We start from the raw sequence: 21,863 nt of genomic DNA, 5'->3' as shown, positions 1-21,863 counted from the left end.
ATTGATAAGTTTTAATATTCACAGGCGAATTAAAATATAAATACAGAACTGAAAGGCAAAAAGACCCTGGAGGATTCAGGTGTGGGAAAGAATTTTGTAATAATTGCCGGAGAAGAAGCAGGCCCTAAATCAAACAAAATGGGCGGAATCTGGAATGTCATTCATGAAGAGGCACATACCCTTGCGGCTCTTTTCGATTCCGGCACATTGGATACAAAAGAAGAGAAAGAGATTCTTGTTGCGGGTCCTTATTACGGGCACAGGGGTGCTGACTGGAACCGGGGGCTGAACCGGATTACGAGTATGGAGGAGTTTAACCCGCTACATGTTGGAAGGGTACTTCAAAAAAGCCTGGAATCTCTCGAAAAATCAGGCATCAAAGTGTTTACAGGAGAAAAACTGGTAGGGAAAAACAGGGTAGGCTACCTGCAGTTTCAAACCTCTGATTTCGGGAAGATACGCTCAACATACATGGGAAAGGAAATGACGCTCGAAAGCAGGATAAAAGCTGAAGCCTACGAACACCTAGGGCTTGATTCCCTGAAATATGAGAGCATGTCAAATGGCCCGGAATATACCCATTATCTTTCCCTTTCCTATGCGATTTCCGAGCTTATCCGATTTCTAGTAAGTTCGGCTTCGGAAAGTGCCGAAACCGAAGAAACAACTTCAATTAAAGGTTTTAGCCCTTGCCCTGGAGTCTCCCTGCACTGCCATGAATTCGGAGTGTTTTATGCGCCAGCCAGGCTAAAAAAACTTGGTATTCCGGTAAGTACTGTTGCAACCCTGCATGCGACTCTGCCCGGAAGGACTGCAGGATACAATTCCATTCAAAAAAGGAGGAACAATGACAGTACATGGCCTCCCGGAGTGCCGGAAAACCTGGCTGCCCTCGAGGCCCTTGCATTATATGCAGATACGATTACCGCAGTAGGAGAGTCTACAAGGCAAGAAGCCAGGTTGTTTTACGGGATTAACGGGATTGTGATCAGAAATGGAATAACCATAGAATCCGATAAAATAGACTGGAACCTGAAAGAAGGATGCCTTGAAAAAATCAGAAAGTTCCTTTCCGAAAACCTGTACAAATATCACGGAGGGGAAAGGATAGAACCCGAAAAGATAATCCCGATTTTCACAATTTCCCGCCTGGAAGTAGAAAATAAAGGATATCCGGACCTTCTCGATTCCCTTGTCGCTCTTGAGCATATAATAAAGAACAGTATTCTGGAAGGGCATATGCAAGAAGGAATCAGGGTAATCTGTTTCCTTGTTACTGCAGAGGGACCAAAAACAAATCTTCCTGCAGGATTTCCTGTCAACCTGCCAAAAGAAATACTTGCAGGAAGTGAACTGAAGATTCAGCAGATGATCGAGGAAAAAGGGCTGGATTTTCCGAAAATGGTAAGGGGAAAACGCTCGGTTGCAGCCCTTCTGTATCCGCAGATTCTCTCAATATCTGATGGAGGGCTCGGTATGGAAGTTGAGGAATTTATGGCAGGTTGCTGTGCAGGCATTTTTCCCTCGCGCTATGATCCCTTTCTACTCACAGGGCTTGAAGCCGGAAAAGAGGGAACCCCGAGCGTGGTCAGTCGGGTTTGCGGTTTCAGCGACGCCATAAAGACAATCGAGTCCCTTATAGAAGTACTCGGAGGAGTGGTAGTCGTGGACAATATAGATCTCTCCTATTATGAGACAGTCCTTGATTATGCCCTGGCAGTCAGCTATTTCACACGGAATTTCATAGATGACAGGGTAAAGTACAAACTCCTCTGCAGGGAAGCCTTTCTCCTCGCAAAAGATATGGACTGGAAAGTTCCTACTGAACAGTATTATGAACTGATAAGCGGGGCTCGCTTCTGCAAACAGTAAAATGCTGCAGAAGAGAAAAAGGATACTTAAAAGTGTCAGAAAAGAAGTTAGTCAGGAAAGAAAGAAAGAGGAAAAAGAAATATAATGGGGTTTTCCTGAAATGCCAGAAATCAGAAAGCATTATTTTCTTTCCGAGTACTGCATAATTGCAGAAGAAAGAGCTAAAAGACCTTCGGACTTTGCAGGCGCAGCTGAAGATTCCGGGAAAAGCGGCTCTGAAAACTGTATTTTTTGCGGGGGAGAAGAGGAAAAAACTCCCCTTGCCACTGCAGTATATAAAAATAGGAAAATCTTTGCCGACACTTCCGAAGAAAGAATACGCAACTGGGATTTCCGCTGCTTTCCAAACCTTTACCCTGCCCTCTCATCTGTTCCGGAGCATCCGGAGCATCCGGAAATTGGCTTGCATGCGGAACCAGGGTATGGCTTTCACGAAATTATTGTAGAGTCGCCTTTGCATGGGAGAAAACTTGAGGATTTTTCAGATCCTGAACTCTCAGGGCTCATGCACGTCTATAGAGACCGTACATGCAACTACATAACCCGTGAAAAAATACTCTACGTCTCCCTATTCAAAAATTCAGGAAAAGCAGCAGGTGCTTCCATTAACCACTCTCACAGCCAGCTAGTTGCCCTGCCTTTTTGTCCTCCCCAAGTAGAGAGGGAATTGAAGGTTATCAGGGAAAAAGAAAGATGCCCCTATTGTGCTATGTTTGATAAGGAAAAGACTTCTTCCCGCCTGATATTTGAGAACAGCGAATGCATAGCTTTCACTCCTTATTCTTCAATGGGGCCATTTGAAGTATGGATCCTTCCGCGGAAACATGTCAGTTTTCTTGGAGATTGCAAGGACAAAACTCTTTTTGCCCTCGGAGACATTCTAAGAGACGTCCTCAAAAGTTATAGGAAGGTCCTTGGAAACCTGCCTTTCAATCATATGTTTTACCAGCTTTTCAAAACTCCCGAATATCACCTGAACCTTCGGCTACTTCCGAGACTTACCATTAATGCGGGTTTTGAACTGAATACAGGAACTTATATCAATACGGTTTCCCCGGAAAGGGCAGCCTCTTACTTGAGGGGAGACCTTACGCCCGGAAAATGAGCCTGTATGAGAAATAAGCTCAAGAGAGGAAGAAGATTTTATTATTTCCACTTAAAAAAGTATGAAAAATTCACAGATATATTTATCTACCATTAAAAGAAAATGAAGTTAAGAGAGTATAGAGACCGTATCCTTAATACGAAAACCGCCTTCGTACCACATAAATAAGGTTATACCCCTTTTACCATTATATAGCAATCGAAGGTTTAAAAGGCGTATGTAAGGTTATAGCAGGACGGTCGCGATCTGAAATAGTAAACTGGAGGATGTAATGATTACAAAAGGAAAGGGGAAGCCTGCATTCTTCTTCACTGATGTCCTTAACTCTCATTTTGACAAAAAGGAATAAGTGAGCCTATGAAAAAGATTCGAATAGGAATGTTTACCTGGGAAAGTTTGTATTCGATACGTGTAGGAGGAATCTCACCCCATGTATCCGAACTCTCTGATGCTCTTGCAGCAGAAGGACATGAGGTCCACCTGTTTACACGAGGCCGTGAAAACAACGATGAGATCATCAATGAAGTCCATTATCATAGGATTGCCTGTGATCAAAACGGGGGAATAATAGAACAGATGAACCGGATGTGCGAAGGTATGTATTGCCGGTTCCTGGACGTGAGAAAAAATGTAGGAAAATTTGATGTTCTTCATGGGCATGACTGGCATCCGGTAAATGTTCTCTGCAGGATAAAAGCCCAATTTGGGCTGCCCTTTGTGCTAACCTTCCACAGTACTGAATGGGGACGCAATGGAAATCGCCATGGGGACTGGTGGGAAGCAAAGGAAATATCACACAGAGAGTGGCTCGGAGGATACGAATCTTCGGACGTGATTACGACCTCTACGGTATTGAAGAAAGAAATCCAGCATATCTACAAAATTCCCGATTATAAGCTATGGGAAATCCCTAACGGTATAAACGTGGGAAAAATAAAAAGACAAATCAACCCTGGAAATGTGAAAAAACACTACGGTATCCACCCATGCCTCCCAGTTGTGCTTTTCACGGGAAGGATGTCCTATCAGAAAGGGCCTGACCTGCTTTTGGAAGCTGCGGCAAAAGTCCTCAAGAAAAGAGATGCCCAATTTGTGCTCATAGGAGAAGGGGACATGCGCTCTCAGTGTGAAAATCAGGCCCAGAAACTTGGCATAGGAAATTCATGCAACTTCCTTGGATATGCCCCGGATGACACTGTAATAGACTGGTTCAACGCCTGCGACCTTGTGTGTGTACCCAGTCGGAACGAGCCCTTCGGAATCGTGGTGCTTGAAGCCTGGGATGCAAAGAAACCGGTAGTTGCAAGCGATGCAGTCGCTCTTGTGGAGAATTTCAAGACGGGAATTGTTGCTCATAAAGAACCCTCTTCTATCGCCTGGGGCCTCAATTACGTCCTTGAAGGGCTTGGCCATAACAGAATGGGGGAAAAGGGAAACGATCTCCTCAAAAAAAGATACAACTGGAAAACAATAGCTGAAAAAACTCTCGAAGTATACGAAAAGGTGATTGAAAAGCAGGAATCCGGGCAGGAGAAACTGGTTGAAAAACAAGAATCCGGGAAATGCTGCGCATCAAAGCTTGAAAACATTGAACAAGCTTTTTAATATTTAAAATAAGATTTAATTTTTATAAATTTAAAAGGACTTCCACATTCCAGAAAAACTGGAAAGGGAATCCTTTGTTTACAGAAGAATTGTTTAGGCAGCGTCCTCATCATCTTCTTCGTCAAATTCCTTGTAACTGTCGCTTCCTACCATTGCAGCCGAGATAGAATCAATCCCATCAAGCCATTCTGCAACAATGCCGTAGGGAAGTTCGGCCATAACCTCTTCAGGCAGGCTTTTCCCTTTAAGTACGATTGCACCGCACTGTGCAGTATAATCGAGGGCAAGTTCAAGGTTGTCCGAAGATTCAGCGTCAATAGCTGCTTTTACAAGTTCTTCAATGTTTGATCCTTCGTCGTAGTCACCCATAATATAGCATTCAAAGGCGACAAGCGCCCCCATAAGAGAAGTCTGTATCGAGTCTATCATAAGGTCGATATCTTCGGAAATAGGTTCGACCTCGGAAAGTACGATGTCCCGGATCTCCGCCAGAATCTCCAGAGCTTTTTCTCTGGAGAGCATACCTTTTTCAAAGCGTGCGGTGAATTTTAGGCAGGCAAGGATAACATCGTCAACCATATTGACGAAGATGGCACTTTCCTTTCCGGCTTCTTCTTCCGACTCCTTGATTTGGAAACCGCTCTCTTTTGCCCTTCCGAGCCAGTTTTCCCAGCGCTTTTGGGTATAAAATTCAGAGGGGACCTGGTTCATTTCCTTTTCAGGCACTTATAACACCACTTCAACCTTTTGTATTTATTAATAATCAATCTTACTATTACTAAAATATGTTTGTTTACATTTACCAGGCCAGTTTCACCTTTTTCAGAGAATAGTTGGCTTCGCACTTGGAATCAAGGCTTTCGAGAACCTCTACAATTTTGCATTTGTCTCCTTTTGAAAGCCCTTCAGGGTGACAGACCTCATACACCCCGCACTCCCTCTTGCCGCACTTTGGAGGCTCATACATAATTTTTGCCCCATCAACTGCCTTTCTTGACTCTATTGTGGTCAGGATAGGAGCCCTGCTAACGTCCACGGCCAGTACACCACTATCATGCAGGAAACATTCATGAATATCATTGTTCCTGATTCTCTCGACCCTGTACCTGCGTTCTGGTTCAAGGTTAAGGCAGGTATTCTTTAGCCGGCATTTTTTGCATTCAGGCATCTCACCCTTGAATATGAATTCCAGCCCTTCCCTTGCAAGCCGTGATCCGATAAGTGTTATTTTGTTATCGCTTTCTGTCATAATAACTCTTCCATTTGATTGTTTTCGGGCCTGTGCCCCGTCTCTCAGGGATGTCTGGAGCTTATCCCGAAATAATTTGAAATTCAATACTGGATTCGATTTGTAATACTTTTTAATTGGGAATTAAGTGATTCCGGATTAACCGAGTTTCCTTTAGCCGGATATGAGCCACTGGATTATTAAATGAAATCTTAACTCCAGCCTTAAGCTTTGTACTTTAAACAAACACTGATTTTCTACTTCAGCCTGAACAAGAATAACTTTTCAACTTATGACCTTTGTGATTCTTGCAACTTTCTCAGCAGCAGATGGAGTAAGGCCGCTCCCGAGAATTGTATAACGTTCAGGGCGAATGCTGTGTGCATGTAACAGGGCTTCAATTATATATTTATCTTCTATACCCAGTTCTTCTGCAGTTACAGGAGCCCCGATCTTTTTTAAGGCTTCCCTGATTTCCTGCCAGTTACCCCCGTGGAGGTACATCATCATAATCGTGCCAACACCACATTGTTCTCCATGAAGTGCGGATTTTGGGGCTATCCTGTCAAGGGTATGGCTAAACATATGTTCGGAGCCTGAAGCAGGTCTTGAAGAGCCTGCAATACTCATTGCAACCCCGTTCGAAACCAGAGCCTTTACTACAAGCCTTGCCGACGTCTCGTGCTGGGGCTTTATCGAATCTGCATACTCGATAATTACCCTGGCAGCCATACGGGAGAGGGCTGCAGCATATTCTCCAAAATATTCATTCCTGAGCCTGCTTGCAAGTTCCCAGTCCATTACTGCCGTATAATTGGAAATTATATCTCCACAGCCAGCTGCAAGGAAACGGAAAGGAGCTGCAGAAATAATTTCCGTGTCTGCGATGACTGCAATCGGAGCCTGGGCCTGTACGGACGTACTCTTTCCATTGTCCACAATTGAGGCGCGGGAAGATGCAATACCATCGTGAGAAGCTGCAGTCGGCACGCTGATAAAAGGAAGTTCCAGCCGGGTCGAAGCAAGTTTTGCAAGGTCAATAGACCTGCCGCTTCCAACCCCAAGGAGAAAAGTCGCTTCTATTTCAAGGGCTTTTTCCATGACCTTTTCAACCTCCTCCATCGTAGCTTTGCACGTTATAACTGTTTCCACGCTGCTACCCGCGCTTTCAAGGAAGTTACTAACTTTTCTGCCTGCAATATCCCACGTAGTGCTTCCGGTCACGATCAGCGCATTTCCTTTCAGTTTCAGGTCCCTGCAGACATATCCAACTTCCTCAAGCACGCCATGCCCTACGAGCACATCTCTGGGAAGCTGCATCCATTTTGCGCTGTTTTTGTCGATAGTCAATTTCATACCCGCATATATATTTGATCATGATAGATGGTAAATTGGCTCTTGTAAACCCGAATATACGCAAGAAGTTACACATAATCCAGTTGTTGAAGGTTATTTGCTTACCGGCAGATTAACATATATCAATCTTTATAACAGATAGCTCAGTCCGCAGATTGTACTTCACACCGACAGGTTTCGATTATCAGCAGACTACAGTATATCAGGCACATAAATTAATATGCAAACTTAATTCATTAACTTAATTCTGATCAGTTCCAGTATGGCGCATGTTTCAAGTTGATTATCAGAATTTGCTTAGAATTCATTCAGATAATTCTCCATGCTTACGCCATTTTATTATGTGTGCACATGCTATTAGGAGCTATATAAATAATTATAAAAATTGAGTAATATATTAATATTAATCTTTATTATCAACCTTTATAATACTGTTAGCCTTTATTGAGATAAAACCTTCCGGAAAGAAATATCTGCCATTAAAACGAACACCGCACGCTAGAGATAAAATACTACCTTCTTGATTAAGGAAGTAAGTTCGACTGGAAGTAAGTTCGACTTATACACAGTAAGTATTAATTGTATTAGGATATTGCCATTTTGAATGAGTGATAAGATGAGTTTTTTAATAGATAAAATATCACAATTTATCAGTACCTATTATCTTGATCCCATAAGGGGTGACGAAGGGTATAATCCCGTAAACACCTTTACCTGGGCAGTGATACTGGGTATTTGTATATTCGGGGTTTTCAGGCTTCTCGAGAAATTGAAGGTAAAAATCACACCGCGCTTTATTGTTTCTGTCCTGCCTTTCGTGCTTGCGGGCTCTTCCCTGCGCGTACTTGAGGATTCTCCTGCAGGCATAATTCACCCGCCATTAACCTATCTTTTTATAACTCCCAATATTTACTTTTTGGTTTTTGCGGTAACCGTAAGCTGCCTCTGGCTTTCCATCCGGCTGCAAAGAGCAAAGCTGGTAAAGGATTTTCATGTAATCTTTGCAGGCTTGGGACTTATATGGTTCTTCGCAAATCTCATTATCCTCCTTCATTTCGAGAACATCGTAGCCCCCTACGTTCCCTTATTCGTACTTGGGGCAGGAACAGGCCTGACCTTTGCCTTTTACCTTGTTGCCCGTCATTTCAAATCCTCAATATTCACCGATCCCCTTAACCTTTCCATCCTGATGGCCCATTTTATGGATGCTTCTTCAACGTACATTGGAGTAGATATGCTGGGATACTTTGAAAAACATGTAGTGCCCACTTATCTTATCGAGCTGACTGGCACCGCATTGGTTATGTATCCATTGAAACTTATTATCTTTACAGGGGTTATTTACATGCTTGACACTCAATTTGAGGATGATAAACGTTCTCAGGACCTCAAAATGCTAATTAAAATGGTCATTTTGATCCTTGGGCTTTCCCCTGCAACCCGGAACACTATCCGGATGATGCTGGGAATCTGAGACAAAATAGATATGTACGGGCGCCTGCGGTTCGAATTAAGATCAAGCGAGATGAAAATCACTGGTGGGGATAAGTATGGAAAGAGAGGAAGATTATGTAGAGGAGAAACAAGCGAGAGTACAGACAGAAACTCCTGAAGGGGAGATAGAAAATAGGGGATACACTAGAGAGGAAAAAGACTTTCTTACCGGAAACAGAGTAGTAGAAGTCTGGTCAGAAGGCGGAAAAAGCTCAAAAAAAGGATTTACCGGGTACTTACACCTTATTTGGCCTTATTTCCTTTTCATAACCTTTGTATTCTTCGCATCCCTCATTGCAGGCTATGTCTCAGTTGCAAGTTTCCCTGATATGGCTGATAACCTGATTAAAAGTTTTAGTTCCCGATTCGGGCCGCTCCAGGAAATGAAGCCTCTTTATATACTGTTTGTTATCTTTCTTAACAACGCCTTTGTAAGCCTGCTTTCTCTGGTACTCGGGCTGGCGCTGGGAGTTCTTTCAATACTATTTATCGCCTTTAACGGATATATAGTGGGAGTGATCTCGAATATCGTAGCACAACAAAAAGGACTGCTCTTCATTGTTCTTGCCCTTCTCCCTCACGGGATCATAGAGTTACCTATGGTTTTCCTGTCCGCAAGCATAGGACTTCGGCTCGGACTCCAGGTATTTTCTGCCCTTATAGGCAGGCCGACGCAGATTAAAAAGGAGTTTAAGGAAGGGCTCCAGTTTTATTTCCACTGGATCCTGCCTCTTCTTTTCGTTGCAGCAGTAATTGAGACTTTTATTACCCCGCTTATCCTGGGTCTAATTTAAGGAGCTCAAAGAACTAACTAGTGTTGCGTCAACGGCAAAATGTCGTATAAATCGACTGCAACTATTCAGAATCCTTAAATCTTTAAGGAGTGACGCGACACTGGATAAACCGAAAAGGTTCAGAGACCTTTTTTGGTCTACCCTTCATTATATAAATGATTACTTCTATTAGAAAGGGTTTTAATAGGTAAAGCCTTTAATGAGAAAAAACCCTATCAGGATTTCTATTTCATAACGCCTGGCAATAACCGCCAGGCCTGTACTTCGAGAAATCTCCACTCGAATATCAGGTTTGAAAAAATCATACCTATCACCATTTCACTGAAAGGAAATACTTTCAAAGCCAAGGAACATCAGATATGATCGACAGGAACGAAATAAAGGAAATCGTTGAAGGTTACTATGCGCAAGCCGATAAGATAAAAGTAGGGACTATAGCTTCTCATTCAGGGCTCGACATTTGCGAAGGGGCAGTTGAAGAGGAATTCAGAACCCTTGCTGTCTGCCAGACTGGCAGAGAAAAAACATATAGCGAATATTTCAGAGCCCAGAGAGACCCTTACGGGAGAGTAAAAAGGGGAGTTGTCGATGAGGCCGTTGTTTTTGAAAAGTATAACGAAATCCTCCTTCCTGAGAACCAGCAGAAACTGATTGATGAGAATGTGCTCTTTATCCCTAACCGTTCATTTACTTCTTACTGCAGTATAGATGAGATCGAAGAGAGTTTTAGGGTGCCTCTTGTAGGAAGCAGGAATCTTCTTCGGAGCGAAGAACGCGGTGAGCAACAGAGCTATTACTGGATTCTGGAAAAAGCCGGGCTTCCTTTCCCTGAAAAAATCGAATCCCCGAAGGATATTAACGAACTGGTGATGGTCAAGCTCCCACATGCTGTAAAGAAATTGGAGAGAGGATTTTTTACCGCTTCAAGTTACAGGGAATACCTGGAGAAGTCCGAAGCCCTCATAAAGCAGGGAGTTATTACACGAGAAGCCCTGGAGAATGCCAGAATAGAGCGTTATATCATAGGCCCTGTGTTCAACCTTGATATGTTTTACTCTCCAATCGAGCCCGAAATGAGTAAGCTGGAACTTCTTGGCGTTGACTGGCGTTTTGAGACCAGCCTTGATGGCCATGTAAGGCTTCCTGCCCCGCAGCAAATGGCCCTGGCCGAACACCAGCTAACTCCTGAATACACGGTCTGCGGGCACAACTCTGCAACCCTTCGCGAGTCCCTTCTCGATAAAGTGTTTGAAATGGGAGAAAAATATGTAAAAGCGACTCAGAAACATTATGCTCCTGGCATTATCGGACCTTTCTGCCTGCAGACCTGTGTGGACAAGGACCTTAATTTTTATATTTATGACGTGGCCCCAAGAGTAGGCGGCGGGACCAATGTGCACATGTCAGTCGGCCATTCTTACGGCAACTCACTCTGGAGAAGACCAATGAGTACTGGAAGAAGGTTAGCCCTTGAGATCAGGCGCGCCCTGGAACTAGAGAAGCTCGAAGCTATCGTCACATAAATTTATTAAGGCTTTCCGGCATTAGTAGATATGAATTATGCAGGATACAGTAAACTTTAAAAGTATCGCCGGAATCTGCAAGATTCAAGCAGCGATAAAAGATTTAATCACAGTATCTGCCCGGGTTTCCAATTGTGGAAATCCGGAATCTACTCTGTAGACCGGGGGAGGATTCCGGGTTCATTTTAAAGCCCGCACTCAGCAAAAATCCCGCTTTAATTTATAAGTTACATTACAATTACAGATCAGATGAGTTTAGGGTTGGAATATACGGACCCGCTGGAAAAAGCAATGCAAAATTCTTACGGTACATATTTCGGATTAAACCTGCCTTATATCGGATTAGTTTCACTTTACTGGAGGAAATTACAACTTGAGTCAGCCTTGTGTTAATATCGGCATGGTAGGCCATGTCGACCATGGAAAAACCACACTTGTTAAAGCCTTATCTGGCGTGTGGACAGATACGCATAGTGAAGAAGTCAAAAGAGGGATTTCTATCAGGTTGGGGTATGCAGATTCCCCATTCATGAAGTGCCCTAAATGCCCTGCTCCTCAGTGTTACACTGTAGAAAAGACCTGCCCTAACTGCGGAGAAAAGACGGAAGAACACAGGACTGTGTCTTTTGTAGACGCCCCAGGGCACGAGACCCTGATGGCGACCATGCTCTCAGGAGCTGCAATTATGGACGGGGCAGTGCTGGTAATTGCCGCAAACGAAGACTGCCCGCAGCCCCAGACAAAAGAACACCTGATGGCTCTGGATATAATAGGCATTGAAAATATTGTTATAGTGCAAAACAAGATTGACCTTGTATCCAAAGAGCGCATTATCGAGAATTACCACCAGATAAAGGAATTTGTCAAAGGCACGGTCGCAGAAAACGCACCTATTATCCCGATCTCTGCCCAGCAGAACATCAACATCGATATCCTTATCGATGCTCTGGAAACCCAAATTCCTGCTCCTGTCCACAAAGTGGACAAGCCTGCAAGCATGTTGATTGCGCGTTCTTTTGACATTAACAGGCCAGGAGCTTCAATCGATGAAATCCGCGGAGGAGTCATCGGAGGCACCCTGACAGAAGGAGTACTTCACCCTGGAGACGAGCTGGAGATAAGGCCAGGAATTAAGGTTACAACCGAAGGCAGTACAAGGTGGGTTCCCATTCTGACAACTGTTTCATCTATCTATGCAGGCGCGACAAAAATAGAAGAAGCAACACCAGGAGGGCTTTTGGCTGTCGGAACTTATCTTGACCCTACCCTGACAAAAGGCGATTCTTTAACAGGACAGATTGCAGGCGCACCCGGTACCCTTCCTGAAACCAGGCACCAGTTTGTCATGGAGTTACACCTGCTCGACAGGGTTGTAGGAGTTACAAGGGAAGAAAAGATCAATGAAATCAAGACCAGTGAACCCCTTATGCTCAACATAGGAACCGCAACGACTGTAGGAGTGGTCACAAGTGCCAGGAAAAATGAAGCACAGGTGTCCCTCAAGCGCCCAATCAGCGCAGCCATCGGGTCAAGGGTTGCTATCAGCAGGAGGATTGACTCTCGCTGGCGGCTCATTGGAGTAGGAGTAATTAAAAGTTGAAAGTTATAATCGATACTAACGGGTTCATGATCCCTGTCCAGTTCGGAGTGGATATTTTCGAAGAACTGAAAAGGCTGGGATTTAACGAATTTTATGTGCCTGAAGCTGTAGTATTCGAAATAGAAAAACTCATAAAGCGGGAAAAAGGTTCGGACAGAACAGCTGCAAAGGTCGCCAGATCCATGATGGGCAGGTGCGAGCGCATAGCTGCTACAGGGCCTGCGGATGATGTTATTCTCAGGCTGGCAAAAGAGATGGGATCTGCTGTTCTGACGAATGACATAGGGTTAAAGCGCAGGCTTGCCGAAAAAGGGGTCCAGACCGTGTCCCTGCGCCAAAAAAACAGACTGGATCTTGTCTGAAAGACCCACAGGATTTTTTCCGTGCAGCATTGCAATTGATTGTGTTTACGGGTGATTAGAGATGTATAAAATGATGAAACTCGTTGATACGGTCCGTATCCCTCCTACCCTTTTAGGGGAAGAAGTGATGCCTACTGTTAAAAACGCGTTAAGAGAAAAACTTGAGGGGCAGGTTGACAAAAAACTTGGTTCCCTCGTCGCGATTTGCAAGATCGACGAGATAGGGGAAGGGCACATTCTCGTAGGAGACGGGGCAGTATACTACGATGTGACATTCGAAGCAGTAATGTTTGTGCCTGAGCTCCAGGAAATTATTGAAGGTGAAGTAGTCGAAGCTGTCGGTTTCGGAGTTTTCGTAGGAATGGGGCCGATGGACGGATTACTTCATGTCAGCCAGATCACTGATGATTTTATGTCATATGATGCCAAAAACGCAAGGCTTGTGGCAAAAACAGGAGGTAAGTCCATTGCCGAAGGGGATCATGTAAGAGCCCGGGTTGTTGCTGTAAGCATTAACGAACGGGAGCCCAAAGAAAGCAAAATAGGCCTTACCATGCGTCAGACTGCTCTTGGAAAGTTGCAGTGGCTCGAAGAAGCCCGTAAAAAGAAGCAGCCTCAAGAAGTTGGAACTGAAGAAACTGCCTGAACGAAATATAAAGAAGGGAATTTACAATGGCAGAAAAAGCATGTCGACACTGCATGAGAGTTCTTGAAGGGCAAAACTGCCCGATTTGCGGGACTTCGGACCTTGCAGAGGAATGGAATGGGCTTGTAATTATTCTGGATGCTGAACGCTCAGAAATAGCAAAAAAACTTGGGGTTGACATTTCGGATAAATTTGCCCTGAAGGTGCGCTGAGTTGAGTGTTCATATAGAGCTTCCGAGAGAACTTCGCCCACTTATGAAAAAACCCTTGGGTATACTCTACAGGGGAAAGGGCAGGGATACTATAGAAAAGTTTGTAGGGGAGCTTACAGGCTCCACAAAACTTATATCCGTAGGGGATGTTACTACCTTCCACCTGCTCGAAGCCGGCATTTTTCCGGACATCTGTATTGTGGACAACCGCACCAAAAGGAAACCAGTATCCACACATATGTCGGCCCGTAATATGGACAAGGTCTACGAAGAAGTATCTGTGGACAACCCTGCAGGAATAATTACCGATGAGTTGATTAAAACCCTTTGCGAAGCGTTTGCCTCCGAAAAACCTCTCCGGATTTTTGTAAGGGGAGAAGAGGACCTGGCAACACTTCCTGTGATCCTTCTGGCTCCTCTTGATGCTGTCGTCCTGTACGGACAGCCCGATGAAGGCGTGGTCTTTGTAAAGGTCACTGAGGAGAAAAAAAGGGAAATAAGGGCCCTCTTTGAGAAGCTCATCAATAAAAATCAGAATTATGAATTGGATAAGATACGGAGAATTTTAGATGGACATAAAGATCCTTAAAGACAAGAAAAATGCACTTTTAAACAGAAGGGAACTGGATTTCATAGTGAAATATGAAGGTTCGACTCCTTCCAGAAGTGACATCAGAAATAAACTCGCTGCAATGTTGAATGCCCCGCTTGAGCTGCTCGTAATCCAGAGAATCAAAACAGAATACGGCATGCAGGAAGGCAAGGGCTATGCCAAACTCTACGAAGATGCAAACCGCATGAAAGAAGTAGAGCTGGAATATGTCCTTAAGAGAAACCCTGCCCCGGGAGCAGAAACTGAGGGAGAAGAGGCTTAAGCCTTATAGAGGTGCATATACATGGCAGTAAAAGATTACTACAAAGTCCAGGGCGACTCCGTAACTAGACTCAAACAGTTCTGTCCCAGATGCGGACCCGGTGTATTTCTTGCCGAACACAAAAACCGCCTTGCCTGCGGAAAGTGCGGCTATACCGAATTCAAGAAATAATCCGCTTCAAGAACTAATTTAATTCATTTTTCAACCCGAACCACAGGAGTCTTCCTGTGGTTCCTTTCACTCACATCCTCTTCCAGAGGAATATTTCTCAAACCTTTTTTTGTAGATTTTTACAATATATTTTGATCTTTTTCTCATGCTTTTTTCATTCAAGTTTTCCGCAAATCTTTTAAATTCTCCGGACCCTGAAACTCGGAAAGCACAGAGCTTAATTTTCAAATTCAAGCCAGCGGACGGAAAACAATATATTTTTAGAGAATTATATATAGTCAAGAATATAACCCGGTGGCTGAGAAAATGCTGTCTGGCAAGAGAGTTGATAAAACATGCCTGAGGAAAATGCTAGAATAAAAATTATTACAATAAAGGACTCGCACATAGAAAATTTGAAAATCAAGGGATTCAGGCAAAACCCTCTTATCATAAAGGACCTGACTCTGAAAAATGTAAGATTAATTATCAGGTTGCCGCCAGAGAAGAAAGAGTGATAAAATGTATCCTCTTCAAATTCAAGGGAGAATTTTTCAACCAGAAAAATATGCAACAATTTTATCCTACATTTGGGAAGTTGAATGCGCCTTTTGAGCCTGTTTTTCAGACTTGGTTAAATTTTTAAGTTTTCCGCAAATATGTGAAATTTACTTTTTCCCATACAATTTGAAGAGGATACGATAAAATAGATAATCGGAGAAACTTCTATTTTTTCTCAATCTTTTATTTGCTCTTAGTTTTCGATTTGCTCTTAATTTTCTATTTACTCTTATTCTCTCCGTTAAATTTTTTCCTCATAGTAGAACTTCCCAGCTTGAGTTCAAAAGGGCGGGGCAAATAGCCATCCATAAATCAGTAACTTTCTTCTGCGCCCGTATTTATATTATGCATCATATATAATTAGATGAATTTTACTCAAAGATCTCTGAGGCCCTATGAACTCTCTTTATGCCAGAGCCTGGTACAGTAAAGCCCTTGCTCTTTTGAACCTGAAAAACCAGATTGGGTCAGAAAAAAATTTTGAGAAAGCGCTTGAGGCTTTCGATGCCGTACTTGAGGTAAACCCTCAGGATAGCATTGCGTGGCAGTACAGGGGAAATATACTTCGCTACCTGGACCGACCGAAAGAAGCTCTGCAAGCTTTTGAAAGGGCTCTTATTTTTGATCCTGAGAATGTTCCTGCCCACTACTTTAAGGGGCTTACACTCGGATACCTGGAACTGCCTGAACAGGCTCTTGAAGCTTTCGAAGGCGTGCTTGAGAGAGATACAAAACATGCAGGAGCTCTGTATTACAGCGGGATTGCTTTAAATCAGCTCTCGCGAAATGAAGAAGCCCTTGATGCTTTTACGAGAGCTGCCGAATTTAACCCCGGAAACCTGATGGCATGGTACCACAGAGGAGCAGCCCTGTCCGTCCTTGGGAAAAATGAGGATGCTCTTGAAGCTTATGGAAAAACCCTGATGCTGGAGCCTTCACATGCAGGGGCATGGGGAGGAGAGGCAAAAGCGTACCTTGCCCTGGGCAGAAGGAAAGAAGCTTTGAAAGCGTGTGAAAAGGCTCTGGAACTAGAACCTGCATCTGCAGTTGCCTGGGAAATCCAGGGTAGAATCTTCGAAGTCATGGGAAGGAAAGAAGAGGCCCTTTCAGCTTTTGAAAAAAATCTGATCCTTGAACCCGGAAACGCACGGATAAAACTCGAAAGGGGCAAACTTCTCGGAGGGCTGGGTAGGTGCCGGGAAGCCCTTGAGGCATTTGAAAGTGCTCTTCAGCTGGATAACTCTCTTATAGAGGCAAAAATCGGCAAAGGAAAAGCCCTACTGGCTCTTGGAAATTATCAGGAATCCCTAGACTCTTTCAGGAAAGCCCTTGAAGCTGATCCTGCCAGTTCAGAGGGTTGGGGAGGAGAAGGTAACTGCCTTCTGGCTCTCGGAAGATATTACGAAGCTCTGCATACTTATGAAAAAGCTCTTTCTCTCGGGCCTGAAAACAGCTGCATTCTTAGCGGCCTGGGAGAGATATACTATAAGCTTGAAGATTATTCAGGAGCATTGGAGACTTTCGGGAGGGCTATCAGGCTTGACCCTGAAAACCTCTTTGCCTGGAACGGAAAGGGAAATGCGCTCTGTAAAATTGGAAAATACAGGGAATCCCTTGATGCTTATAAGACACTTCTTGAACTTGATTATGAAAGCCTGCCTGCTCGCTATAACCGGGGAGTTATCCTTTCCCGGCTCAAACATCAGGAAAAAGGTTTTGGAGAGGCTCTTGAAAACCAGCTTCAAACAGCTTTTAAAAAATATATCGAGCTGTCAGGGAAACTGCCTGAAGGGATAATTGGGGATGAGGAGTGTAAATACAGGGGACTTGCTTTTGCCGAGCTTGGAGAATACAAGGAAGCTCTTAACGCTTTTGATAATGCCATGAGCACCAAGAATAGAGACTTCTCTCCCTGGATTTACAGAGGAATTGCTCTCATGTGTCTACGGAGGTATGAAGAAGCCCTGGAAACTTTCGAAGAGGTGGAAAAGGCTGTTTATGCAGCGGTAGAGACCGAAAAGTCTGAAAAGAGTGAGGAGAACAGGGAAAAATCCGGGATTTTGGACCTCACTGAAAAAAACTCCAGGGTGAAAATGCTCAGAGGTGCAAAGGGTTTTGCCCTGGATGCTCTTGGCAGATATGAGGATGCCCTGAAAGCCTTCGAAAGTGCCGGGGAACTTTCGGGAAACGGACAGATTGCATGTTCCGGAAAAGGCCTTGTTTTTGTGCACTACGGGGAATGGGAAAAAGCCCTGAAAGCGTTTGATAGTATCCTTTTTTTAGATCCTGAAGATACCCAGGCCTCGATTATGAAAGCTTTTGCCCTGATAAGGCTGCAGGAATTTGAGAAAGCTACGGCAGTCCTCGAAAAGCTCACAGCAGAGGGCATCTACTCTGATTTGCCCGCCTGCCTCCTGGGTTTTGCCTGTTCCAGGATGGAAGATTTCGAGAAGGCTCTCGGAGCTTACAGAAAAGCAATCCAGGCAAACCCGAAAAACTTCCATGCCAGAAACGGGCTTGCAGAGCTTTATTTCAGGCTCGGAAACAGTAGGGGCGCATTAAAAGAGCTCGACGCTTCGATTGCAGTAGCCCCTGAAAATGCATTTTCAAGAAACCTGAAAGGCAGAGTAGAGCTTGAAGAACAGGTCTGTAAAGATGCTCTTGAGTCTTTCAGGTGGGCTCTTGCCCTGGATTCGGAAGACTTGAAACTTCTGCTCTGGGACGCTTATGCCAGGTATATGTATGCAGAAGCATCTTTTGAAAAAAATAGTGCTCGTTTCAGGTACATGCTTCTCGCGGCCGCAGGAAAACTTGAAAAAGCAACCATTTGCCAGAAATCCAGAGATAACGAACTGAAAGCTTATTCTCTTTATTTCCTGGGACTTTTATACTGCAGAGCCCACTACTTCCGAAAAGCTGCAGACAGGCTTGATGAATGCCTGAAACTGAAAACTCCAGTCGAAGTAAAAAAGCCTGCATCTATACTCCTTAAAAGTATCCGCACAGGCCCTCTGAGACCTGTTTGGTGGAAATGGTGGCTTGATACTGAAGAACGCAGCCTGCCAAAAAAAGCAGGTTTCGGATTGATTTTCCTTTTTATATTCAGCCTTCTGCTGTCCCATCCCGCAGCCTCATCCCTCCCTTTCATATCCTGGCCCGCATCCTATATAAATCAAATTTTTTCTCTCGCGGGCACAGGTTACGTTTCATGGGCGCTTTACGGCAGAGAGTATGTAATCTTTATCCTGTTTTTACTTTATGCCCTTTTCCTCCCGGGGTTCAGGCTCGACAGGCAGAAAGAAGAGGAACTTGAGCTTGAAACGCTTACTCCTCCACCTCTGGATTTCGAGATTCCTGTATCCATTCTTGAGGAGTTTACTGAAAAGCGTGAAAAAAGCCTGTTCTCTCTCGAACCCATGCAAGAAAGCGTACAGAAACTCGGAAAGTTTTGAAGCCCTGAAAGAAAGCTTGAAAATTTATCTTCGGGATCTCAGAAAAGCAAATATATAAGATCTCTCCGGTATTATCGAAGGCAGTGACAGCAAGCAGAGGAAAAGGACTGGAAGGAGATCGTAAGCCTTGAAAAACACGTTTATCCTTGGGATCGAAGGCACTGCCTGGAACCTGAGTGCCGCAATCGTGACCGAGACAGAGATCATTGCCGAGGTCACAGAGACATATAAACCCGAAACTGGCGGAATCCATCCCAGAGAAGCCGCCCAGCACCATGCAAAATATGCAGCAAGCGTTATCAAAAGACTCCTTGAAGAGGCAAAAGAAAAAGGAGTTAAGCCTTCGAATATTGATGGAATAGCTTTTTCCCAGGGGCCTGGACTTGGGCCGTGCCTGAGGACGGTTGCAACGGCAGCCAGGATGCTTTCCCTCTCCCTGGGAGTTCCCCTTATAGGGGTCAACCACTGCATCGCCCATATTGAAATAGGGATCTGGAGAACGCCTGCGAAAGACCCTGTTGTTCTTTATGTAAGCGGAGCTAATTCCCAGGTCATCTCCTACATGGGAGGGCGGTACAGGGTCTTTGGAGAGACTCTGGATATCGGACTTGGAAATGCCCTCGATAAGTTTGCGCGGGGAGCTGGCCTGCCTCATCCCGGAGGGCCAAAGATCGAGGCATATGCAAAGAACGCAAAGAAGTATATCCCGCTTCCTTATGTGATAAAAGGAATGGACCTTTCCTTTTCCGGGCTTTCCACAGCATCCAGCGAAGCCCTGAAGAAAGCTTCTCTTGAGGATGTCTGCTATTCTTACCAGGAAACGGCTTTTGCAATGGTTGTGGAAGTTGCAGAACGCGCCCTTGCCCACACAGGAAAAAAAGAAGTTTTGCTGGCAGGAGGAGTAGGGGCAAACACAAGGCTGCGCGAGATGCTAAATGACATGTGCGAGGCCAGAGGCGCAAAGTTCTATGTGCCCGAAAAGCGCTTCATGGGAGATAACGGGACGATGATCGCATACACCGGGCTTCTGATGTATAAATCAGGAAACACTCTCTCGCTTGACGAGTCCCGTGTAAACCCTAGTTTCAGGACTGACGATGTAAAAGTGACCTGGATCAGGGAAGAAGAAATGAAAAAAGTCCCTGAGATCTCCCCTGAAACTTCACTCAAGATTGGAGAAATGCTGGATAACGGGGCTGAGGCTGTTGTTTACCTGGAGGAAGGGCCTGAAGGAAAGAAGGTGCTTATTAAGGAAAGAGTCCCGAAGGCTTACAGGCATAAAGAGATTGACGAGAAGATCAGGACAGAAAGAAACCGAACAGAAGCCCGCCTGCTGTCTGAAGCCCGGCGCAGTGGAGTTTCCACGCCGATTATCTACGATGTGGAAGACTTCAAGCTCAAAATGCAGTATATCGATGGAGTTCCTATAAAATACCTGATTACCTCTGAAATATCCGAAAAGGTGGGAGAACTTATCGGAAAACTCCACAGTTCAGGCATAATACATGGGGATCTGACCACCTCAAATCTTCTGCTTGCAGGCAAGAGGCTTTATCTCCTTGACTTCGGGCTTGCTTATTTTGACAAAGGCGTGGAAGCCAGAGGTGTAGATGTCCATGTGCTTTTCCAGACCTTTGAAAGTACACACCGCGCCCATGAAGCTCTTGTCGAGGCTTTCAAAAAAGGGTATCAAAGTACTTTTATAGATTCAGAGAATGTACTCAAGCGCGTTGAAGAGATAAAAAAGAGGGCTCGTTATGCATAAAATCGTGTTTGTTACGGGAAATAAAGGCAAGTTTGCCGAGGTAAAGGATATCCTCAAAACTTTCGGAATTGAAGTAATTCAGGAAAAAAATGGCTACCCCGAACTTCAGGAAGACGAGCTTGAACCGATTGCAGCCTATGGGGCACAGTATGTTGCAAACAAACTCAACATGCCTGTAATGGTGGACGACTCCGGAATTTTCATAAAAGCCTTAAATGGCTTTCCAGGCCCTTACTCTCGCTTTGTGGAGGACAAACTCGGAAACCCGAAAGTACTCAAACTGATGGAAGAAGAGGAAGACAGGGCAGCTTATTTTAAGACCGTAATCGGATACTGCGAACCCGGAAAAGAGTCCCTGGTTTTCCCCGGTATTGTGGAAGGAAAGATAGCATATGAAGAGCGAGGCACAGGTGGTTTTGGGTACGATCCTATCTTCGAATACCAGGGCATGACCTTCGGGGAACTTGGAGATGCCGAGAAAAATAAGGTTTCTCATAGGCGCAGGGCCATTGATAGTTTTCTGGAATGGTTTAATAGTAAAATTTAAAAGACCTGATAGTGATCTTAATAAACCTGCACCAGCAGAAAACTGCTTGCAAAAGAATACTTATATAACCGTTTCTATTTTTCACTTTATTCTTCCAGTTTATGTTTAAGCATACCAAGCGCCACACTGAGCTGATTTAAACCCAGCTTGAGGGCGATAGTAATTATCTTGTTATTCGAGGTATGGCCGAATTCTCGTTTGATTGTAAATAGATCCATAATACACTGCTGGTCCAGGATCAACGGGCCATCAAGCAGGTCTTTTGATGTTGAGCCTGTCTTTTTGCTTTTAATTTCAACTTTCCGTGGATCAATTTTTTGTCCACTTTCCGATTTTGCAGACCCACCTGCAGCCTCAAATGCTTCTGGATTCGGCCCGTAGAGGCATTCCATTTGCTGGAGGCAATGAGTCAGACAAACGTTTTTTATAAATTCTTCAACTTCCATTTGATTCAGAGCTGCATACTTCTTTATTTCAGAAAGCTGCTCTTCCGAAAAAGGTATACATAACAGGTTTTCTTCAGATTCTTCGTTTATCCCAAACCCTCCAGGTATTCTCCAGTCTTTCTTGCATCCTTAGCTTCTGTTATTCTTTAATTGCCCTTTATTCGAGCTTTCCTTCAACTTAATCCATTATTTATCCTTAAGTAATCTATTATTTATCCTTTAGTTTGCTCTTTATCCTTCAACTTTTCCTTTTAGTTTGTGATTCTAAAA

General features: G+C 44.2%; 22 protein-coding genes. 17 read left to right on the top strand and 5 right to left on the bottom strand.

Going from position 1 to position 21,863, the window contains the following annotated elements; translation table 11 throughout:
- Positions 1 to 81: 81 nt before the first annotated feature.
- The 3 genes from RG963_RS05205 (at position 82) to RG963_RS05195 (ending at position 4,582) form a co-directional block, all read left to right on the top strand.
- Entirely contained in the window at positions 82 to 1,872 is a 1,791-nt protein-coding gene (locus tag RG963_RS05205) for a glycosyltransferase family protein (protein ID WP_310575218.1), read from the top strand.
- 100 nt (positions 1,873 to 1,972) lie between these two features.
- On the top strand, positions 1,973 to 2,977 hold the full coding sequence (locus tag RG963_RS05200) for a galactose-1-phosphate uridylyltransferase (protein WP_310575217.1): 1,005 nt from the start codon (positions 1,973 to 1,975) through the stop codon (positions 2,975 to 2,977).
- Between the two features lie 357 nt (positions 2,978 to 3,334).
- Entirely contained in the window at positions 3,335 to 4,582 is a 1,248-nt protein-coding gene (locus tag RG963_RS05195; protein ID WP_310575216.1) for a glycosyltransferase family 4 protein, read from the top strand.
- A gap of 93 nt (positions 4,583 to 4,675) precedes the next feature.
- Here the strand turns inward: RG963_RS05195 and RG963_RS05190 are convergent, their stop codons facing one another.
- The 3 genes from RG963_RS05190 to RG963_RS05180 all read right to left on the bottom strand — a co-directional run bounded on the left by RG963_RS05190 (position 4,676) and on the right by RG963_RS05180 (position 7,166).
- Positions 4,676 to 5,308 (bottom strand): DUF2150 family protein, encoded by a 633-nt coding sequence (locus tag RG963_RS05190; RefSeq protein WP_310575215.1) that lies wholly within the window; start codon positions 5,306 to 5,308, stop codon positions 4,676 to 4,678.
- Between the two features lie 73 nt (positions 5,309 to 5,381).
- Positions 5,382 to 5,831: a UPF0179 family protein gene (locus RG963_RS05185; protein ID WP_310575214.1), complete on the bottom strand. Its 450-nt coding sequence runs from the start codon at positions 5,829 to 5,831 to the stop codon at positions 5,382 to 5,384.
- A 264-nt stretch (positions 5,832 to 6,095) separates the two neighbouring features.
- Positions 6,096 to 7,166 (bottom strand): NAD(P)-dependent glycerol-1-phosphate dehydrogenase, encoded by a 1,071-nt coding sequence (locus tag RG963_RS05180; protein ID WP_310575213.1) that lies wholly within the window; start codon positions 7,164 to 7,166, stop codon positions 6,096 to 6,098.
- A gap of 616 nt (positions 7,167 to 7,782) precedes the next feature.
- Between RG963_RS05180 and RG963_RS05175 the strand changes: the two genes are divergently transcribed.
- The 10 genes from RG963_RS05175 (at position 7,783) to RG963_RS05130 (ending at position 14,843) form a co-directional block, all read left to right on the top strand.
- Positions 7,783 to 8,640: a DUF63 family protein gene (locus RG963_RS05175; RefSeq protein ID WP_310575212.1), complete on the top strand. Its 858-nt coding sequence runs from the start codon at positions 7,783 to 7,785 to the stop codon at positions 8,638 to 8,640.
- A 76-nt stretch (positions 8,641 to 8,716) separates the two neighbouring features.
- The gene (locus RG963_RS05170) at positions 8,717 to 9,454 is read left to right on the top strand and encodes a stage II sporulation protein M (protein WP_310575211.1); all 738 of its coding nucleotides are present in this window, start codon (positions 8,717 to 8,719) and stop codon (positions 9,452 to 9,454) included.
- A gap of 359 nt (positions 9,455 to 9,813) precedes the next feature.
- The gene (locus RG963_RS05165) at positions 9,814 to 10,977 is read left to right on the top strand and encodes a formate--phosphoribosylaminoimidazolecarboxamide ligase family protein (RefSeq protein WP_310575210.1); all 1,164 of its coding nucleotides are present in this window, start codon (positions 9,814 to 9,816) and stop codon (positions 10,975 to 10,977) included.
- A gap of 373 nt (positions 10,978 to 11,350) precedes the next feature.
- Positions 11,351 to 12,577: a translation initiation factor IF-2 subunit gamma gene (locus tag RG963_RS05160; RefSeq protein WP_310575209.1), complete on the top strand. Its 1,227-nt coding sequence runs from the start codon at positions 11,351 to 11,353 to the stop codon at positions 12,575 to 12,577.
- Positions 12,574 to 12,939 carry a PIN domain-containing protein gene (locus RG963_RS05155; RefSeq protein WP_310575208.1) on the top strand — a complete coding sequence of 122 codons (366 nt, stop codon included), beginning with the start codon at positions 12,574 to 12,576 and terminating at the stop codon, positions 12,937 to 12,939. Before RG963_RS05160 ends, RG963_RS05155 begins: the two co-directional genes overlap by 4 nt.
- 61 nt (positions 12,940 to 13,000) lie before the next feature.
- The gene (locus RG963_RS05150; RefSeq protein ID WP_310575207.1) at positions 13,001 to 13,585 is read left to right on the top strand and encodes a DNA-directed RNA polymerase; all 585 of its coding nucleotides are present in this window, start codon (positions 13,001 to 13,003) and stop codon (positions 13,583 to 13,585) included.
- 26 nt (positions 13,586 to 13,611) lie between these two features.
- The gene (gene spt4 / locus RG963_RS05145) at positions 13,612 to 13,797 is read left to right on the top strand and encodes a transcription elongation factor subunit Spt4 (protein WP_310575206.1); all 186 of its coding nucleotides are present in this window, start codon (positions 13,612 to 13,614) and stop codon (positions 13,795 to 13,797) included.
- Position 13,798: 1 nt separating this feature from the next.
- On the top strand, positions 13,799 to 14,386 hold the full coding sequence (locus tag RG963_RS05140; protein ID WP_310575205.1) for a GTP-dependent dephospho-CoA kinase family protein: 588 nt from the start codon (positions 13,799 to 13,801) through the stop codon (positions 14,384 to 14,386).
- Positions 14,367 to 14,672 carry a 30S ribosomal protein S24e gene (locus RG963_RS05135; protein ID WP_310575204.1) on the top strand — a complete coding sequence of 102 codons (306 nt, stop codon included), beginning with the start codon at positions 14,367 to 14,369 and terminating at the stop codon, positions 14,670 to 14,672. Before RG963_RS05140 ends, RG963_RS05135 begins: the two co-directional genes overlap by 20 nt.
- Positions 14,673 to 14,693: 21 nt before the next feature.
- On the top strand, positions 14,694 to 14,843 hold the full coding sequence (locus tag RG963_RS05130) for a 30S ribosomal protein S27ae (protein ID WP_048137678.1): 150 nt from the start codon (positions 14,694 to 14,696) through the stop codon (positions 14,841 to 14,843).
- Between the two features lie 66 nt (positions 14,844 to 14,909).
- Here the strand turns inward: RG963_RS05130 and RG963_RS05125 are convergent, their stop codons facing one another.
- Complete coding sequence (locus tag RG963_RS05125; protein WP_310575203.1) at positions 14,910 to 15,071, bottom strand: hypothetical protein; 162 nt, start codon at positions 15,069 to 15,071, stop codon at positions 14,910 to 14,912.
- A 107-nt stretch (positions 15,072 to 15,178) separates the two neighbouring features.
- On the opposite strand from RG963_RS05125, the gene RG963_RS05120 reads away from it, so the two are divergent.
- From RG963_RS05120 to RG963_RS05105, 4 genes are all read left to right on the top strand, one after another.
- Positions 15,179 to 15,340, top strand: coding sequence for a hypothetical protein (locus tag RG963_RS05120; RefSeq protein WP_310575202.1), 162 nt, complete (start codon positions 15,179 to 15,181; stop codon positions 15,338 to 15,340).
- A 438-nt stretch (positions 15,341 to 15,778) separates the two neighbouring features.
- The gene (locus RG963_RS05115; protein ID WP_310575201.1) at positions 15,779 to 18,835 is read left to right on the top strand and encodes a tetratricopeptide repeat protein; all 3,057 of its coding nucleotides are present in this window, start codon (positions 15,779 to 15,781) and stop codon (positions 18,833 to 18,835) included.
- Positions 18,836 to 18,962: 127 nt separating this feature from the next.
- Complete coding sequence (locus RG963_RS05110; RefSeq protein WP_310575200.1) at positions 18,963 to 20,600, top strand: bifunctional N(6)-L-threonylcarbamoyladenine synthase/serine/threonine protein kinase; 1,638 nt, start codon at positions 18,963 to 18,965, stop codon at positions 20,598 to 20,600.
- On the top strand, positions 20,593 to 21,147 hold the full coding sequence (locus tag RG963_RS05105; protein WP_310575199.1) for an XTP/dITP diphosphatase: 555 nt from the start codon (positions 20,593 to 20,595) through the stop codon (positions 21,145 to 21,147). Before RG963_RS05110 ends, RG963_RS05105 begins: the two co-directional genes overlap by 8 nt.
- Before the next feature lie 86 nt (positions 21,148 to 21,233).
- On the opposite strand, the gene RG963_RS05100 is transcribed toward RG963_RS05105, so the two are convergent.
- Positions 21,234 to 21,593 (bottom strand): hypothetical protein, encoded by a 360-nt coding sequence (locus RG963_RS05100; protein ID WP_310575198.1) that lies wholly within the window; start codon positions 21,591 to 21,593, stop codon positions 21,234 to 21,236.
- Positions 21,594 to 21,863: the final 270 nt, after the last annotated feature.

Source organism: Methanosarcina baikalica, from assembly GCF_031461075.1.
GTDB lineage: Archaea > Halobacteriota > Methanosarcinia > Methanosarcinales > Methanosarcinaceae > Methanosarcina > Methanosarcina baikalica.
The sequence above is the reverse complement of the archived record's forward strand: the minus strand, read 5'-3'. Positions and strand labels throughout refer to the sequence as shown.